General features: G+C 65.0%; 12 protein-coding genes and 1 pseudogene. 6 read left to right on the plus strand and 7 right to left on the minus strand.

Annotation, left to right across the window (positions count from 1 at the left end; all coding sequences use genetic code 11):
• Positions 1–563: 563 nt before the first annotated feature.
• From secF to queA, 5 genes are all read right to left on the minus strand, one after another.
• Positions 564–1,514 (minus strand): protein translocase subunit SecF, encoded by a 951-nt coding sequence (gene secF, locus OKW27_RS31345; RefSeq protein WP_090803074.1) that lies wholly within the window; start codon positions 1,512–1,514, stop codon positions 564–566.
• An 18-nt stretch (positions 1,515–1,532) separates the two neighbouring features.
• Positions 1,533–3,626: a protein translocase subunit SecD gene (secD, locus tag OKW27_RS31350; protein WP_429335761.1), complete on the minus strand. Its 2,094-nt coding sequence runs from the start codon at positions 3,624–3,626 to the stop codon at positions 1,533–1,535.
• Between the two features lie 116 nt (positions 3,627–3,742).
• On the minus strand, positions 3,743–4,072 hold the full coding sequence (yajC, locus tag OKW27_RS31355) for a preprotein translocase subunit YajC (protein ID WP_184034524.1): 330 nt from the start codon (positions 4,070–4,072) through the stop codon (positions 3,743–3,745).
• 195 nt (positions 4,073–4,267) lie between these two features.
• Positions 4,268–5,458 carry a tRNA guanosine(34) transglycosylase Tgt gene (gene tgt, locus OKW27_RS31360; RefSeq protein WP_429335762.1) on the minus strand — a complete coding sequence of 397 codons (1,191 nt, stop codon included), beginning with the start codon at positions 5,456–5,458 and terminating at the stop codon, positions 4,268–4,270.
• A gap of 114 nt (positions 5,459–5,572) precedes the next feature.
• Positions 5,573–6,631: a tRNA preQ1(34) S-adenosylmethionine ribosyltransferase-isomerase QueA gene (gene queA / locus OKW27_RS31365; protein ID WP_429335763.1), complete on the minus strand. Its 1,059-nt coding sequence runs from the start codon at positions 6,629–6,631 to the stop codon at positions 5,573–5,575.
• Between the two features lie 189 nt (positions 6,632–6,820).
• Here queA and recG point away from each other — a divergent pair.
• The 6 genes and pseudogenes from recG to ubiA all read left to right on the plus strand — a co-directional run bounded on the left by recG (position 6,821) and on the right by ubiA (position 14,089).
• Positions 6,821–9,158, plus strand: a pseudogene (recG, locus tag OKW27_RS31370) (ATP-dependent DNA helicase RecG).
• Between the two features lie 102 nt (positions 9,159–9,260).
• Complete coding sequence (locus OKW27_RS31375; protein ID WP_090803085.1) at positions 9,261–10,220, plus strand: LysR substrate-binding domain-containing protein; 960 nt, start codon at positions 9,261–9,263, stop codon at positions 10,218–10,220.
• 411 nt (positions 10,221–10,631) lie between these two features.
• Complete coding sequence (locus tag OKW27_RS31380) at positions 10,632–12,086, plus strand: catalase (protein ID WP_429335764.1); 1,455 nt, start codon at positions 10,632–10,634, stop codon at positions 12,084–12,086.
• A 96-nt stretch (positions 12,087–12,182) separates the two neighbouring features.
• Positions 12,183–12,347, plus strand: coding sequence for a hypothetical protein (locus OKW27_RS31385; RefSeq protein ID WP_184034506.1), 165 nt, complete (start codon positions 12,183–12,185; stop codon positions 12,345–12,347).
• Between the two features lie 152 nt (positions 12,348–12,499).
• Entirely contained in the window at positions 12,500–12,997 is a 498-nt protein-coding gene (locus OKW27_RS31390) for a Dps family protein (RefSeq protein WP_184034504.1), read from the plus strand.
• A 228-nt stretch (positions 12,998–13,225) separates the two neighbouring features.
• Complete coding sequence (gene ubiA, locus OKW27_RS31395; RefSeq protein ID WP_429335765.1) at positions 13,226–14,089, plus strand: 4-hydroxybenzoate octaprenyltransferase; 864 nt, start codon at positions 13,226–13,228, stop codon at positions 14,087–14,089.
• A 131-nt stretch (positions 14,090–14,220) separates the two neighbouring features.
• On the opposite strand, the gene proC is transcribed toward ubiA, so the two are convergent.
• Together proC and OKW27_RS31405 are read right to left on the minus strand one after the other, a co-directional pair.
• On the minus strand, positions 14,221–15,036 hold the full coding sequence (gene proC, locus OKW27_RS31400) for a pyrroline-5-carboxylate reductase (protein ID WP_429335766.1): 816 nt from the start codon (positions 15,034–15,036) through the stop codon (positions 14,221–14,223).
• 76 nt (positions 15,037–15,112) lie between these two features.
• Positions 15,113–15,811: a YggS family pyridoxal phosphate-dependent enzyme gene (locus OKW27_RS31405; RefSeq protein WP_429335767.1), complete on the minus strand. Its 699-nt coding sequence runs from the start codon at positions 15,809–15,811 to the stop codon at positions 15,113–15,115.
• Between the last annotated feature and the right edge of the window lie 3 nt (positions 15,812–15,814).

Here is a 15,814-nt window from a genome sequence, read left to right on the forward strand (position 1 = left end):
AGGCGGAATCTGAAGGAAGCCGCAGGCAAAATGCTGGCCTGACGAACAGGAAGCGGATATCAGGCGGTGTGGCGGGGTGAGCAGTCCAAGATCTGTAAAGCCCAATACTTGCACGGAACGCCACGACGTAGATCCGACAGGCATAAGCAGGAAGGTCGCGCGCATTACCCTGGGAGCCCCGTCAGTCTGCCTTGTGCTACTGGCATCGCAAGGTGCCGGGATGGGCTGGCGGGAGTCAGCAGAGGCCATAGTAGCGGCTCGGAACCGGAGCAGTGAAGGGCCGAACCTGACGAGAGTGGATAGTCACGCGTGCTCTCTGAGCGTTTGGGCACAAGTCTCGGCACAGCCGGGAGCCTGCGATCAAACTTGACGGCCGGAAGCCTGAGAGAGGTTGGGGTGTCCATTGAACGACAGGCGACACGACGAACGAAACGAAGCTCGCTGGAGCAATCCAGTCGTCAGGAAACGCCGGATACGTGATCCGTACGTCCGGTGTTGTGGGAGGACGGCGGGGGCAACCCCGCCTCCTACCCGATTGCGCATCCTCAGCGGTTACGCGCGCATCAAACCTGGGCGCCCGCGTTCGGATCGTCCGGATCGACGCGTTCCTTCTTGTCCTTGATCAGGTCTTCGCGCTTGACGCCGAACCACATGGCAAGAGCCGCGGCGACGAACACCGACGAGTAGATACCGAACAGAATACCGACCGTCAGCGCGAGCGCGAAGTAGTGCAGCGTCGGGCCGCCGAACAGGAACATCGACAGCACCATCATCTGCGTACAGCCGTGCGTGATGACGGTTCGCGACATCGTGCTGGTGATTGCGTGGTTGATCACTTCGATCACGGTCATCTTGCGTTCGCGGCGGAAGGTTTCGCGAATCCGGTCGAAGATAACGACCGACTCGTTGACCGAATAGCCGAGCACCGCGAGCACCGCGGCCAGCACCGACAGCGAGAACTCCCACTGGAAGAACGCGAAGAAGCCGAGAATGATGACGACGTCGTGCAGGTTGGCGATCACGCCGGCGATCGCGTACTTCCATTCGAAGCGGAACGACAGGTAGATCACGATGCCGGCCACCACGCAGGCGAGTGCGAGCAGACCGTCGGTGGCGAGCTCCTTGCCGACCTGCGGACCGACGAACTCGACGCGCTGCAACTGCACTTCCGGCGTGTCGGCCTTCAGCGCGCCCATCACCTGGTCGCTCTGCTGCGCGGACGTGTAGCCCGTCTTCAGCGGCAGACGGATCAGTACGTCGCGCGAGGTGCCGAAGTTCTGCACCTGCGCGTCGGCATAGCCGAGCTTGCCGAGCGTGTTACGCACCGGGTCGAGCGGCACCGCGCCCGGATACTGCACCTCGATCACGGTACCGCCGGTGAATTCCACCGACAGATGCAGCCCGCGATGCACGAGGAAGAACACGGCGGCGAGGAAGGTGATCAGCGAGATCGCGTTGAAGATCAACGCGCGCTGCATGAACGGAATGTCTTTACGGAAACGGAAAAATTCCATGGTCTTGTTCTCCGGGACTCAGCGGGATGAACCCGGTTTTTGCCGCGTCGAGTCATTCGACGTCGGCGTGCCCGGCGCATTGCGGCGACGCACGGTCGGTTTCGAGCGACCCTGCGCGCCGGCCGCGGCCGGTGCCTTCGAGCTTGCTTTCGCCTTCGCCTTCGCCGTGGCGATGGCCTGCGCGGTGTCGGTCGCGGCGTCGCTGCCGCCGAGGGTGTTGCCGGCATACGCGGCCGAGCCTGCCGCCGCCGTTTGCGGACGCCACACCTGGCCGATCGACAGCGACTTCAGCTTCTTCTTGCCGCCGTACCAGAAGTTGACCAGGCCGCGCGAGAAGAACACCGCCGAGAACATCGACGTCAGAATGCCGATACAGTGGACGATCGCGAAGCCGCGCACCGGACCGGAGCCGAACGCGAGCAGCGCGAGGCCGGCGATCAGCGTGGTCACGTTCGAGTCGAGAATCGTCGCCCATGCATGCGCGTAGCCGTTCTGGATGGCCAGTTGCGGCGGCGCGCCGTGGCGCAGTTCCTCGCGCACGCGCTCGTTGATCAGCACGTTCGCGTCGATCGCCATACCGAGCGCGAGCGCGATAGCGGCGATACCCGGCAGCGTGAGCGTGGCCTGCAGCATCGACAGCACCGCGACCAGCAGCAGCAGGTTCACGGACAGGCCGATCATCGAGATCACGCCGAACAGCATGTAGTACGCGCTCATGAATACGGCGATGGCCGCGAAGCCCCACACGACCGAGTGGAAGCCCTTCTTGATGTTGTCGGCGCCGAGGCTCGGGCCGATCGTGCGTTCCTCGATGATTTCCATCGGCGCGGCGAGCGAACCGGCGCGCAGCAGCAGCGCGAGGTCGGCGGCCGCTTGGGGGGTCGGCTGGCCGGTGATCTGGAAGCGGTCGCCCAGTTCCGACTGAATCGTCGCGACGGTCAGCACTTCGCCCTTGCCGTGCTCGAACAGCACCATCGCCATTGGCTTGCCGATGTTGTCACGCGATACCGCGCGCACCGCGCGGCCGCCGGCCGAGTCGAGACGGATATTGACCGTCGGACGCTGATGCTCGTCGAAGCCCGCCGACGCGTCGATGATGCGGTCGCCGGTGAAGATCACCTGCTTGCGCAGCAGCACCGGCGTCTGGTTGCCTTGCGTGAAGAGTTCATCGCCCGGCGGCACCGGCTCGTTCGGGTTCGGATGCGTGTTGACCGGATCGGCGAGGCGCGCTTCGAGCGTCGCCGTACGGCCGATGATGTCCTTCGCCTTCGCGGTGTCCTGCACGCCCGGCAGCTCGACGACGATGCGGTCCGTGCCCTGTTGCTGGATCACCGGCTCGGCCACGCCGAGTTCGTTCACGCGGTTATGCAGCGTCGTGATGTTCTGCTTGAGCGCGGCCTCCTGCACCTCGCGCTGCACGGCCGGCGTAAAGGTGCCGACGAGCTGCACGCCGCCGTCCGCCCCGGTGTTCGGCTGCGACGCCCACTGAAGTTCGCTGACGCTGCGGCTGAGCAGCTTGAGTGCCGCGTCCGCCGTGGCCTGGTCGGCCAGATTCACCACCACCGACTGGTTCACGCGATTCACGCCGCCGTCGCGCACGTTGTTGTCGCGCAGGAGCGTGCGCACGTCCGAGGCGTCCGAGTCGAGCTTCTTGTTCAGCGCGCCGGCCATGTCGACCTGCAGCAGGAAGTGCACACCGCCGCGCAGGTCGAGACCGAGGTACATCGGCAGCGCGCGCAGCGCGGTCATCCAGGTCGGCGACGCGCTTTGCAGGTTCAGTGCGACGACGTACTGCGGATCGTTCGGGTCGCTATTGAGCGACTTCTGCAGCAGGTCTTTCACGCGCAACTGCGTGTCCGTGTTCGTCAGGCGCACGCGGATGTTCGCGTTGTTCTGCGAGTTGTCGAACGTGATTGCGGTCGGCTTGATGTGATTGGCCGCGAGCGCGGCTTCGATCGACGCTAGCGTGGCGGCGTCGAGTCTGACCGTGGCCTTGCCGCTCGACACCTGCACCGCCGGCGCTTCGCCGTACAGATTGGGCAGCGTGTACACGAGGCCGATGACCAGAGCCACCAGCATCACGGCGTATTTCCAGAGGGGGTAGCGATTCATGAGTGGTCCAACGGGAAGGTTGGCTTGGATGCGATGCGTCCGGCGATGAGCGCGGGCCGTTCAGCGAACTGCCTGAACCGCCGGCGAGGCCGCACCGGACGCGGGGAGTGCAGGCCTTACAGCGACTTGATCGTGCCCTTCGGGAGAATTGTCGTGACCGACGCCTTTTGCACGGTGACTTCCGTGCCTTCCGAGATTTCGATGCCGACGTAGGCTTCGCCCACCTTCGTCACCTTGCCGACGATACCGCCGTTCGTCACGACTTCATCGCCCCTGGCCATCGCTGCGAGCATGTTGCGATGTTCCTTCTGACGCTTCATTTGCGGGCGAATCATGATGAAGTACAGTACGCCGAACATCAGGATCAGCGGCAGGAAGCTCATCAGGTTCGATTCGATACCACCTGCTGCTGCGCCTTGCGCGAAGGCATTGGAAATGAACGACACGTTGGTCTCTCCGTTATCAGTCAAACGATCAAAAAAATCAGCCGATTATTCTACCACCGGCCACACGCGCGCCGGCGCGGCGAATTGGCTTTGCGATCAACCGTTTAAAGGTCCGATTCGGGGCAAATTCAGCGGCCGGCGAAAGTAAATTGTAAGTTGTCCGCGTGCGGCATGCGCAATCCATGTGGCGGGCCGTCAGGACGACGGTTCGACGCCGCGCGCGCGGTCTTCGTGGAAACGCTTGCGGAATGTCTCGAACAGTTTCGCCTCGATCGCATCGCGCATTTCCTGCATCAGTTCCAGGTAGTAATGCAGGTTGTGGATCGTGTTCAGCTGCGCGCCGAGAATTTCGCCGACGCGATGCAGGTGGTGCAGATAGCCGCGCGTGAAGTTGCGGCAGGTGTAGCAGCCGCATTGCTCGTCGAGCGGGCGCAGCGAGTTCCTGTGCGTCGCGTTGCGGATCTTGATGTCGCCGAAACGCGTGAAGAGCCAGCCGTTGCGCGCGTTGCGCGTGGGCATCACGCAGTCGAACATGTCGACGCCGGCCGCGACGCCGGCCACCAGGTCTTCCGGCGTGCCGACGCCCATCAGGTAGTGCGGCTTGTCGGCCGGCAGCTTGGGGCCGATGTGGTTCAGGATCCGCATCATGTCTTCCTTCGGCTCGCCAACCGACAGACCGCCGATCGCGAGGCCGTGGAAGTTCTTCTGCGCGAGGCCGGCGAGCGACTCGTCGCGCAGATCCTCGAACATGCCGCCCTGCACGATGCCGAACAGCGCATTCGGATTGCCGAGGCGCTTGAATTCGTCGATCGAGCGTTGCGCCCAGCGCATCGACATGCGCATCGATTCGGCGGCTTCCTTGTGCGAGGTCGGGATGTTGTTGGTCGCGTACGGCGTGCATTCGTCGAACTGCATCACGATGTCCGAGTTCAGCACCTTCTGGATCTGCATCGACACTTCCGGCGACAGGAACAGCCGGTCGCCGTTGATCGGCGACGCGAACGTGACGCCGTCCTCGGTGATCTTGCGCAGATCGCCGAGCGAGAACACCTGGAAGCCGCCCGAGTCGGTCAGGATCGGCTTCTTCCAGCCCATGAAGCGGTGCAGGCCGCCGTGCGCCTCGATGGTTTCGAGGCCGGGTCGCAGCCACAGGTGAAACGTATTGCCGAGGATGATCTGCGCGTGCATTTCGTCGAGCTCGCGCGGCTGGACCGCCTTCACGGTGCCGTAGGTGCCGACCGGCATGAAGATCGGTGTCTCCACCACGCCGTGATTGAGCGTGACGCGGCCGCGGCGCGCAAGGCCGTCGGTGCCGAGCAGTTCGAATTTGAGGCCATTCTCCGGGCGCTCGTGGGCAGGATGTTGCGAGAGATGACCAAGGGTCATGGGGATCACTCCTGGGCTACCGGAAAACAGTCCGGCGCAATCAATGAAAACCGCCACGAGGGATCGCGGCGGCTAGGAAGACTGCCAATACGCTGAAGCAGTGCTCGAACCGGCTCATGCATCGCGCCGCGTGAGCAGCATCGCGTCACCGTAGCTGAAAAAACGATAGCGCTCGTCGATCGCATGACGGTACGCGGCGCGAATCGTCTCGACGCCCGCGAACGCCGACACCAGCATCAGCAGCGTAGATTTCGGCAAATGGAAGTTCGTGACCAGCCGGTCGACCACGCGGAACCGGTAGCCCGGCGTGATGAAGATGTCGGTTTCCGCGCTCGCCGCGCCGAGCGGATGGCCGGCGGCTTCGGCGTCGCGCGCGGCGGCTTCGAGCGCGCGCAGCGAGGTCGTGCCGACCGCGATCACGCGGTTGCCGCGCGCTTTGGTCGCGGCGATCTTGTCCGCGAGCGCTTGCGGCAGGTGATACCACTCGCTGTGCATCTTGTGCTCGGCGATGTTTTCGACGCGCACCGGCTGAAACGTGCCCGCGCCGACGTGCAGCGTCAGCGTCGCGCGGTCGATGCCGAGGGCGTCGAGGCGGCCGAGCAGCGTGTCGTCGAAGTGCAGGCCGGCGGTCGGCGCGGCGACCGCGCCCGGGTTCTGCGCGAATACGGTCTGATAGCGGGTTTCGTCGGTCGCGTCGGGGTCGTGCTCGATGTACGGCGGCAGCGGCAGACGGCCGTACTGCTCGATCAGCGTCAGGCAGTCGTCGGGGAAATGCAGCGTGTAGAACTGATCGACGCGCTCGCCGACGGTGACGTCGAACGCATCCGCGAGACGGATCGTCGTGCCCGCCTGCGGGCTCTTGCTCGCCCGGATCTGCGCGAGCGCGCTGCGCTCGCCAGTCAGGCGCTCGACCAGCACTTCGATCTTGCCGCCGCTCGACTTCTGGCCGAAGAAGCGCGCCTTCAGCACTTTGGTATCGTTGAAGACGAGCAGATCGCCCGGCGCGAGGCACTCGGGCAGTTCGGTGAAGCGGCGGTCGATCAGGCGCGCGGCGCCGTCGGCGGCGCCTGCGGCGTCCACGTCGAGCAGACGGCTTGCGCTGCGCTCGGGCAGCGCGACTTGCGCGATCAGCTCGGGCGGCAGATCGAAATCGAAATCGGAAAGCGTAAACATGCGAACGACTGGAAGCGGGTTGGGACTGATTTGGGACTGAATTGAGCCGAAGCCGGAGCCGGGCGGCTATGATGGCGGGACGCCGAAGCGGCCCGCGCGCTTTGTGCCGCATCCTGCCTACGCTGGACGCGCGAAGGGCGGCACGACTTCTTTTCGACAGCACCCGATATTGTACTTGCGAAGCAGCCTATGCCTTTGTCCGACCGCCGATCGTCCGTTGCCACCCTCGAAGCGGGCGCTGAACCGCGGCGCCGCGGTGCGCGGGCGGAGGCGGGGGAGCGAGATGCGGCGCAAGCGGGCGCACAAGGCGGCATGATGGCCGCTGGCCACGATCTCGGGCGCGACGGCGACAAGCCCGGCGGCCACGCGGGCGACCCGCCGGATCAATTCGCCGCCGACCACGCGAGCGACGACAAACCCGCCGCCAAAACCAAAGGCGCGGCAAAAGCCGCCGCCAAAGCCCCGGTCAAAACCGCCGACAAGCTCGCCAAACTCGGCCTCACACGCGACATCGACCTCGTGCTGCATCTGCCGATGCGCTACGAAGACGAAACCTCGCTGACGCCGATCGGTCACTTGCTGCCCGGCGGCATCGCGCAAACCGAAGGCGTGGTGTTCGACAATGAGATCGCCTATCGCCCGCGCCGGCAGCTGCTCGTGAAGCTGCGCGACGCCGACGGCGACGAACTCGTGCTGCGCTTTCTGAATTTCTACGGCTCGCAGGTCAAGCAGATGGCGCCCGGCGCGCGCCTGCGCGTGCGCGGCGACGTGCGGGGCGGCTTCTTCGGCATGGAGATGGTGCATCCGACCGTGCGCGTCGTCGATGAAGACACGCCGCTGCCGCAGGCGCTGACACCGGTCTATCCGAGCACCGCGGGCGTGTCGCAGGTGTATCTGCGCAAGGCAATCGACAACGCGCTCGCGCGCACGTCGCTGCCGGAGTTGCTGCCCGCGCCGGTCGCGCGCGCGTTTCTCGAACCGCTCGGCGTGCCGGCGCTGATGGACGCGGTGCGCACGCTGCATCATCCGGGCCCGCAGTCGGACGAAACGGCGCTGATCGACGGCACGCATCCGGCCTGGGTGCGCATCAAGTTCGAGGAGCTGCTCGCGCAGCAGATGTCGCTGAAGCGCGCGCACGACGAGCGGGCGCACGCGCGCCGCGCCGGCCATGCCGCGCCGCAAGCTCGGCGACGAATCGGCGCTGGTCGCGCGGCTGCTGAAGGCGCTGCCATTTTCGCTGACGGCCGCGCAGCAGCGCGTCGGCGGCGAGATCGCGCTCGACCTGACGCAGCCGCATCCGATGCAGCGGCTGTTGCAGGGCGACGTCGGCAGCGGCAAGACGATCGTTGCGGCGCTCGCCGCCGCGCAGGCGATCGACGCCGGCTACCAGGCCGCGCTGATGGCGCCGACCGAAATTCTCGCCGAGCAGCACGCGCGCAAATTGCGCGGCTGGCTCGAGCCGCTCGGCGTGAGTGTCGCGTGGCTCGCGGGCAGTCTGAAGACGAAGGAGAAGCGCGCCGCGATCGAAGCGGCCGCGCTCGGCACCGCGCAGCTCGTGATCGGCACGCACGCGATCATTCAGGACGCGGTCGAGTTCGCGCGCCTCGGACTCGTGATCGTCGACGAGCAGCATCGCTTCGGCGTCGCGCAACGGCTCGCGTTGCGCGCGAAGGCGCAGGGCGCCGCCGACGGCGCGGCCGACTTCCAGCCGCATCAACTCATGATGTCCGCGACGCCGATTCCGCGCACGCTCGCCATGACCTACTACGCGGACCTCGACGTCTCCACGATCGACGAACTGCCGCCCGGCCGCACCCCGATCCTCACGAAGCTCGTGTCCGACGCGCGCCGCGAAGAGGTGATCGGCCGCGTGCGCGAGGCGGCGTTGACGGGGCGCCAGGTGTACTGGGTGTGTCCGCTGATCGAGGAAAGCGAGACCCTGCAGTTGCAAACCGCGGTCGAGACCTACGAGACGCTGGTGGCCGCGCTGCCCGAGCTGAAGGTCGGGCTGGTGCACGGGCGCCTCGCGCCCGCCGAAAAGGCCACGGTGATGGACGCGTTCTCGCGCAACGAGATCCAGCTGCTGGTCGCGACCACGGTGATCGAAGTCGGCGTCGACGTGCCGAACGCATCGTTGATGGTGATCGAGCATGCGGAGCGCTTCGGTCTCGCGCAGCTGCATCAGTTGCGCGGACGCGTGGGGCGCGGCAGCGCCGCGTCGGTCTGCGTGCTGCTCTACACCGGACCGCTGTCGATGACCGCCCGCGCGCGCCTGCAAACGATGCGCGAAACCACCGACGGCTTCGAGATTGCCCGCCGCGACCTCGAAATTCGCGGGCCTGGCGAGTTCCTCGGCGCGCGGCAGTCAGGCGCCGCGATGCTGCGTTTCGCCGACCTGCAGAACGATCAGCACCTCATCGAGCCGGCGCGCGAAGCCGCCGCGACGCTGCTCGACCAATATCCGGACGTGGTCATTCAGCATCTGGCGCGCTGGCTCGGCGCGCGCGAGCAGTATCTGAAGGCCTGAGCGCCGTCCCCGCCGCAAGCACAACGGCTAAAAAGTTGGCGAACCGACCCTATAGGTGTATAACTAGAACCTATCGAATCCATCGGACTGATTGATCCCCGAATGACGCTCACCGAATTGAAATACATCGTGGCGGTGGCCCGCGAGCGGCACTTCGGCCGTGCCGCCGAAGCGTGTTTCGTCAGCCAGCCCACGCTGTCCGTCGCCATCAAGAAGCTCGAAGACGAGCTGAACGTGCAGATTTTCGAGCGCGGAACCAGCGAGGTCAGCGTGACGCCGATCGGCGAACAGATCGTTACGCAGGCGCAACGCGTGCTCGAGCAGACGCTCGCGATCAAGGAAATCGCCAAGCAGGGCAAGGACCCGCTGCTCGGTCCGCTGCGCCTCGGCGTGATCTACACCATCGGACCGTACCTGCTGCCGACGCTCGTCAAGCAGATGATCCGGCGCGTGCCGCAAATGCCGCTGATGCTGCAGGAAAACTACACGCTGAAGCTGATCGAGCTGCTCAAGCAGGGCGAAATCGACGTGGCGATCATGGCGCTGCCGTTTCCCGAAACCGGGCTGATGCTGCGTCCGCTGTACGACGAGCCGTTCGTCGTCGCGCTGCCGTCCGGCCACGCATGGGAAAGCCGCCCGAAGATCGACCCCGACGACCTGAAGCAGGAAACCATGCTGCTGCTCGGCAGCGGGCACTGCTTCCGCGATCACGTGCTCGGCGTGTGTCCCGAGCTGATGCGCTTTTCGCAGAACGCCGACGGCATCCAGAAGACCTTCGAGGGCTCGTCGCTCGAAACGATTCGTCATATGGTCGCCAGCGGCGTCGGCATTACCGTGCTGCCGCGCATGTCGGTGTACGAGGTCAAGCCACATGCGGGCGGTATCGACGCGGGCCTGCTCAGCTATGTCGCGTTCGACGAGCCGGTGCCCGATCGCCGCGTCGTGCTGGCATGGCGCAAGAGCTTCACGCGCATGCCCGCGATCGACGCGATCTGTGACGCAATCGCCGCGTGCGACCTGCCGGGCGTCAAAAAGCTCGATCTGCCCGCCGCCGTCAACTGACTCGCCAGCATCCGCAGCCGCGCCGGACACCGGTGCGGCCTGCCGCAAAAAGGGCCCAAGCCCTATCGAATAGATTAAATTAATCAAATACGAATATTCGATAGGTGTTGCTATAGTTTCCTCCACGGATCGCCCGATCCCTTTATTCGATAAGGCTCAGCGCCCGGACTCCGAGTCGGGGCGCGAGACAAGCCAGGAGGAAAACACCATGCACGCGCTTTCACAGCCCATCCACGCTTTTCCCGCGCAACCGGCCACGACGGCCGTCGCGCCGAGTATCCGTACGGTCGCCGGGTCGTTGCTGGCCGACCGGGTGCTGGCCGCCTGACGTGCCTACCCGTGACGGCGTCCGTCGCGCACGGATGCCGCATGCTTTGCCCCCGATTCGATAGAAACCACGCAGGAGTGTCCATGTCCGAACGTAAGCTCACCAATGCCGCCGGCGCGCCCGTCGCCGATAACCAGAACTCGATGACCGCCGGCCTGCGTGGCCCCGTGGTGCTGCAGGACGTCTGGCTGCTCGAAAAGCTCGCGCACTTCGATCGCGAAGTGATTCCCGAGCGGCGCGTTCACGCGAAGGGTTCGGGCGCGTTCGGCACGCTGACGGTGACGCACGACATTTCGCGCTACACGAAGGCGAAGGTATTCGCGCAGGTCGGCCAGGAAACGCCGCTGTTCATGCGCTTTTCGACGGTGGCCGGCGAGCGTGGCGCGGCCGACGCCGAGCGCGACGTGCGCGGCTTCTCGATCAAGTTCTACACCGAAGAAGGCAACTGGGACGTGGTCGGCAACAACACGCCGGTGTTCTTCATTCGCGATCCGCTCAAGTTTCCGGACTTCATTCATACGCAGAAGCGTGATCCGTACACGAATCTGCGCAGCAACGTCGCCGCGTGGGACTTCTGGTCGAGTCATCCGGAGTCGCTGCATCAGGTGACGATTCTGATGAGCGATCGCGGCATTCCGAAGAACTACCGGCAGATGCACGGCTTCGGCTCGCACACGTACTCGTTCATCAACGCGAGCGACGAGCGTTTCTGGGTCAAGTTCCACTTCAAGTCGCTGCAAGGCATCGACAACTTCACCGACGCCGATGCCGCGCAGGTAGTCGCCAATGACCGCGAAAGCGCGCAGCGCGATCTGGTGAACAGCATCGACGCGGGCAACTTTCCGAAGTGGCGCTTCGCAATTCAGGTGATGCCGGAAGCGGATGCGGCGAACTACCGCTTCAATCCGTTCGACATCACGAAGGTGTGGTCGCAGAAGGACTATCCGTTGATCGACGTCGGCACGCTCGAACTGAATCGCAACGCGGCGAACTATTTCGCGGACGTCGAGCAGGCGGCGTTCACGCCGGCGAACGTGGTGCCGGGCATAGGATTTTCGCCGGACCGTCTGTTGCAGGGGCGGCTGTTCTCGTACGGCGATACGCAGCGTTACCGGCTCGGCATCAATCATCACCAGATCCCGGTGAATGCGCCGCGCGTGCCGAACCCGCATTCGTTTCATCGCGATGGCGCGCTGCGCACCGACGGCAATCGCGGCGGCAACGTGAATTACGAGCCGAATCGCTTCGGCGACTTCGTGCAGGACGCGAACGCGTCCGAGCCGCCGCTCGCGGCGGGCGCGGTCGCGCGTTACGAGCATCGCGAGGACGACGACTACTACACGCAGCCGCGCATGTTGTTCGCGCTGTTCGACGACGCGCAACGTGAGCGTCTGTTCGGCAATATCGCGCGACATATCGACGGCGTGCCGCAGGAGATCGTCGCGCGTCAGATCGAGCATTTCCGCCGCGCCGATCCGGCTTACGCGGAGGGTGTGATCGCGGCGCTCGCCGCGTTGCGGGAAGGCAGGAACCGCTAGGCGTCATAGACGCGGCGGATGGTAAAGCAGTCGCAAAGCAATCGACGGCGCGGCGCATTGCTGCGGTCCGTCACGAGACGAACCCGGAGTACGATCATGATTCGGATGATGATGGCGAGCATTGGCGGTCGGGCCGCCGCGCCGAGCATGCAGGCGCAATGGCAGGCGTTGATGTTTCGCAAGGCGCTGGGCTTTGCGATCGTCGCGAGCGGCTTTGCGGTAATCGCCGCGCAGGCGTTGCAACACGCGCTGGGCGGCTGAGCGCCGTACCGCCAGAATGGCTGCGCAGCAAGGCTCTCGGGCACGCGTTGCGCAAACCTTGCGGCATTCACGCTACACTGTCGAACGTTTTATTCGTGTTTCGCTGACCGTCATCTGCCGACCGGTTCGTATCACTCTTCAAAGGAGTCATCATGGCCAAGAAAGAAGCCGCCGCAGCAGTACAGCACGTCAACATCGGGATCAGCGACAAGGATCGCAAGAAGATCGCCGAAGGGCTGTCGCGTCTGCTCGCCGACACCTACACGCTGTACCTGAAGACCCACAACTTCCACTGGAACGTCACGGGTCCGATGTTCAATACGCTGCACCTGATGTTCGAAACGCAGTACAACGAACTCGCGCTCGCGGTCGACTCGATCGCCGAACGCATCCGTGCATTGGGCGTGCATGCGCCGGGCAGCTACAAGGATTTCGCGAAGCTGTCGTCGATCCCCGAAGCGGACGGCGTGCCGGCCGCGGAAGACATGATCCGTCAGCTGGTCGAAGGTCAGGAAGCCGTGGTGCGCACCGCGCGCGCGATTTTCCCGTCGACGGAAGCCGCCAACGACGAGCCGACCGCCGACCTGCTCACGCAACGCATGCAGACACACGAAAAGACCGCATGGATGCTGCGCTCGCTGCTCGCCTGATTTGGCGCAGCTGAGCCAGTCGAGTCCGATGCCGGCGCCGGCATCGCGCGCGCCGTGCTAAAAACGCACAAGCCTCCCTGCACGGGAGGCTTTGTTTTTTGCGCCGCTGCCGCACGACGCACAGATTCGAGCGCGTGGCACTTCGATACGCGGCCGCGCGAATCCTGGGCCGCCGTGCGCTTCCCGTAAAATAGGCGCACCGTGTTCGCACTTCACCGAATTCGTCCCATGTTCGCCCGACTTCCCCTGTATCTGCGCCTCGTGCGCATGGACAAGCCGATCGGCAGCCTGCTGCTGCTGTGGCCGACGCTCAACGCACTGTGGATCGCGTCCGGCGGTCATCCGTCGTGGCAATTGCTGGTGATCTTCACGCTCGGCACGGTGCTGATGCGCTCGGCCGGCTGCGCGATCAACGACTATGCGGACCGCGATTTCGACCGTCACGTGAAGCGCACCGAGAACCGGCCGATCACGTCCGGCAAGATCAATGCGTGGGAAGCGGTCGTGTTGGCAACCGTGCTGTCGCTGGTCGCGTTTCTACTGATTCAGCCGCTCAATGCATTGACCAAGGAGTTGTCGGTGGTCGCGCTGTTCGTCGCGGGCACATATCCGTTCGTGAAGCGCTTCTTCGCGATTCCGCAGGCGTATCTGGGCATCGCGTTCGGCTTCGGTATTCCGATGGCGTTCGCCGCTGTGCAGGATCACGTGCCGCTGCTCGCGTGGGCGATGCTGGTCGCGAATATCTTCTGGGCCGTTGCGTACGACACCGAATACGCGATGGTCGATCGCGACGACGACATCAAGATCGGCATCCGGACGTCGGCGCTGACGTTCGGCCGTTTCGACGTGGCCGCGGTCATGCTGTGCTATGCGGTGACGCTCGGGATTTACATCGGCATCGGCGTGACGCTCGGGTTTGGTCCGCTGTACTGGCTCGGCTGGGCGGTCGCGGTGGGTTGCGCGATCTATCACTACACGCTGATCCGCCATCGCGAGCGCATGCCGTGCTTTGCCGCGTTCCGTCACAACAACTGGCTCGGCGGCGCGTTGTTCGCGGGGATCGCCGCGCATTACGTGGTGGCTTCGTTTTAATTCGCGTCAGCGCTTTTCTGGCTTCAGACCGCTGCGTTTCTACACGCCGTAGGCGCCTGCCCTGATGAGAAGAGGGACAGTCGCGCTACGGCGTGTCTGTTTCCGCTGTTTCTTTTCGACGCCGGTTCGCGTTACTGCTTGCCGAACTCGTCGCCCATCTCGCGCGCCCGCGCGTCAGCGGCCAGTGCGCCGCGCACGATCGCGTCCTTGATGCCGCTCGCTTCGAACGAGGCGAGCGCTGCCGCGGTCGTGCCGCCTTTGGATGTCACGCGCTCGCGCAGCACGCTCGGCGGCTCGTCGGAATTGGCCGCGAGTTGCGCGGCGCCCGTGAAGGTCGCGACCGCCAGCGCGCGGCCCTGCGCTTCGTCCATACCGAGCTGGCGCGCGGCTTCCTGCAGCGCTTCGATGAAATAGAACACGTAGGCCGGCCCGCTGCCCGAGATCGCGGTGACCGCGTCGATCTTCGCTTCGTCGTCGAACCAGACGGTTTCGCCGACCGCGCCGAGCACCTGCGACGCGAGCGCGCGGCCCGCTTCGTCGACGCTGCCGCTGGCGACGAGACCCGTGACGCCCCTGCCGATCAGCGCCGGCGTATTCGGCATCACGCGCACGATGCGGTTGTGGCCAGCGAGCCAGCGCGACATGTCGCCGATCCGAATGCCCGCGACGATGCTGACGACGAGTTGCGACGCGCGCAGATGCGGCGCCAGCGTCCCGGCGACGCTCTTCAGGATCTGCGGCTTCACCGCGAGCACGACCGCGTCGTAGTCGGCGAGCGTGACGTCGGCGGCCGCGCCGGTGCGGATGCTGAATTGCTGCTCGTTGCGCTGGCGCGCGTCTTCGTTCGGATCGACCGCGTACAGGTCCGCGGGCGCGACGCCCCGCTTGATGAGGCCGCCGATCAACGCCGCGGCCATGTTGCCGCCGCCGATAAACGCAATTTTCATGATGGTCCGGGTAGGTTCAGATGAGATGCGGTGAGGGCTTCGCGCAGCCAGGTTCGCGCAAGGCCCGTGGAAATGCTCAGCGCGAATAATTGCGTGCGCCGAAGATCGCGGTGCCGACGCGCACGATCGTCGCGCCTTCGAGCACGGCTGCTTCGAGATCGGCCGACATGCCCATCGACAGCGTATCGAGCGCGAGCCCGTCGTTACGCAAGCGCTCGAACAACTCGCGCAATTGGCGATGCGGCGCGCGTTGTTCTGCGAGATCGCCGCCCGGTTCGGGAATCGACATCAGTCCGCGCAGCTTCAGCTTCGGCAGCGCGGCGATCTGCTGCGCGATAGCGGCCGCCTCGGCGATGGCGACGCCACTCTTCGACGCTTCACCGCTGACGTTGACCTGCAGGCACACGTTGAGCGGCGGCAGGTGGTCCGGGCGCTGCTCCGACAGCCGTTGCGCGATCTTCAGCCGATCGACCGAATGTACCCAGTCGAAATGCTCGGCGACGGGCCGCGTCTTGTTCGATTGCAGCGGCCCGATGAAATGCCATTCGAGCGACGCGCGCAGATCGGCAAGTGCCTGGATCTTGTCGAGCGCTTCCTGCACGTAGTTCTCGCCGAATGCGCGCTGACCGGCCGCATGAGCGGCGCGCACGGCATCGGCGGGAAACGTTTTGGAGACCGCGAGCAGCGTCACGGACTGCGCGACGCGGTGGGCCGCTTGCGCGGCCCTGGCGATGCGCTCGTGCACGTCGGCGAGATTGTGAGGCAGATCGGACATGGA

The sequence above is a fragment of the Paraburkholderia sp. 35.1 genome, from assembly GCF_050436525.1.
Taxonomy (GTDB): domain Bacteria; phylum Pseudomonadota; class Gammaproteobacteria; order Burkholderiales; family Burkholderiaceae; genus Paraburkholderia; species Paraburkholderia tuberum.

What these genes read in the sequence shown, in the direction of transcription:
- tgt (WP_429335762.1), bottom strand. Translation starts at nt 5,458, where the DNA reads ATGACCCTTGGTCATCTCTCGCAACATCCTGCCCACGAGCGCCCGGAG.
- OKW27_RS31375 (WP_090803085.1), top strand. Translation starts at nt 9,261, where the DNA reads ATGACGCTCACCGAATTGAAATACATCGTGGCGGTGGCCCGCGAGCGG.
- secD (WP_429335761.1), bottom strand. Translation starts at nt 3,626, where the DNA reads ATGAATCGCTACCCCCTCTGGAAATACGCCGTGATGCTGGTGGCTCTG.
- proC (WP_429335766.1), bottom strand. Translation starts at nt 15,036, where the DNA reads ATGAAAATTGCGTTTATCGGCGGCGGCAACATGGCCGCGGCGTTGATC.
- OKW27_RS31405 (WP_429335767.1), bottom strand. Translation starts at nt 15,811, where the DNA reads ATGTCCGATCTGCCTCACAATCTCGCCGACGTGCACGAGCGCATCGCC.
- secF (WP_090803074.1), bottom strand. Translation starts at nt 1,514, where the DNA reads ATGGAATTTTTCCGTTTCCGTAAAGACATTCCGTTCATGCAGCGCGCG.
- queA (WP_429335763.1), bottom strand. Translation starts at nt 6,631, where the DNA reads ATGTTTACGCTTTCCGATTTCGATTTCGATCTGCCGCCCGAGCTGATC.
- OKW27_RS31385 (WP_184034506.1), top strand. Translation starts at nt 12,183, where the DNA reads ATGATTCGGATGATGATGGCGAGCATTGGCGGTCGGGCCGCCGCGCCG.
- OKW27_RS31380 (WP_429335764.1), top strand. Translation starts at nt 10,632, where the DNA reads ATGTCCGAACGTAAGCTCACCAATGCCGCCGGCGCGCCCGTCGCCGAT.
- OKW27_RS31390 (WP_184034504.1), top strand. Translation starts at nt 12,500, where the DNA reads ATGGCCAAGAAAGAAGCCGCCGCAGCAGTACAGCACGTCAACATCGGG.
- ubiA (WP_429335765.1), top strand. Translation starts at nt 13,226, where the DNA reads ATGTTCGCCCGACTTCCCCTGTATCTGCGCCTCGTGCGCATGGACAAG.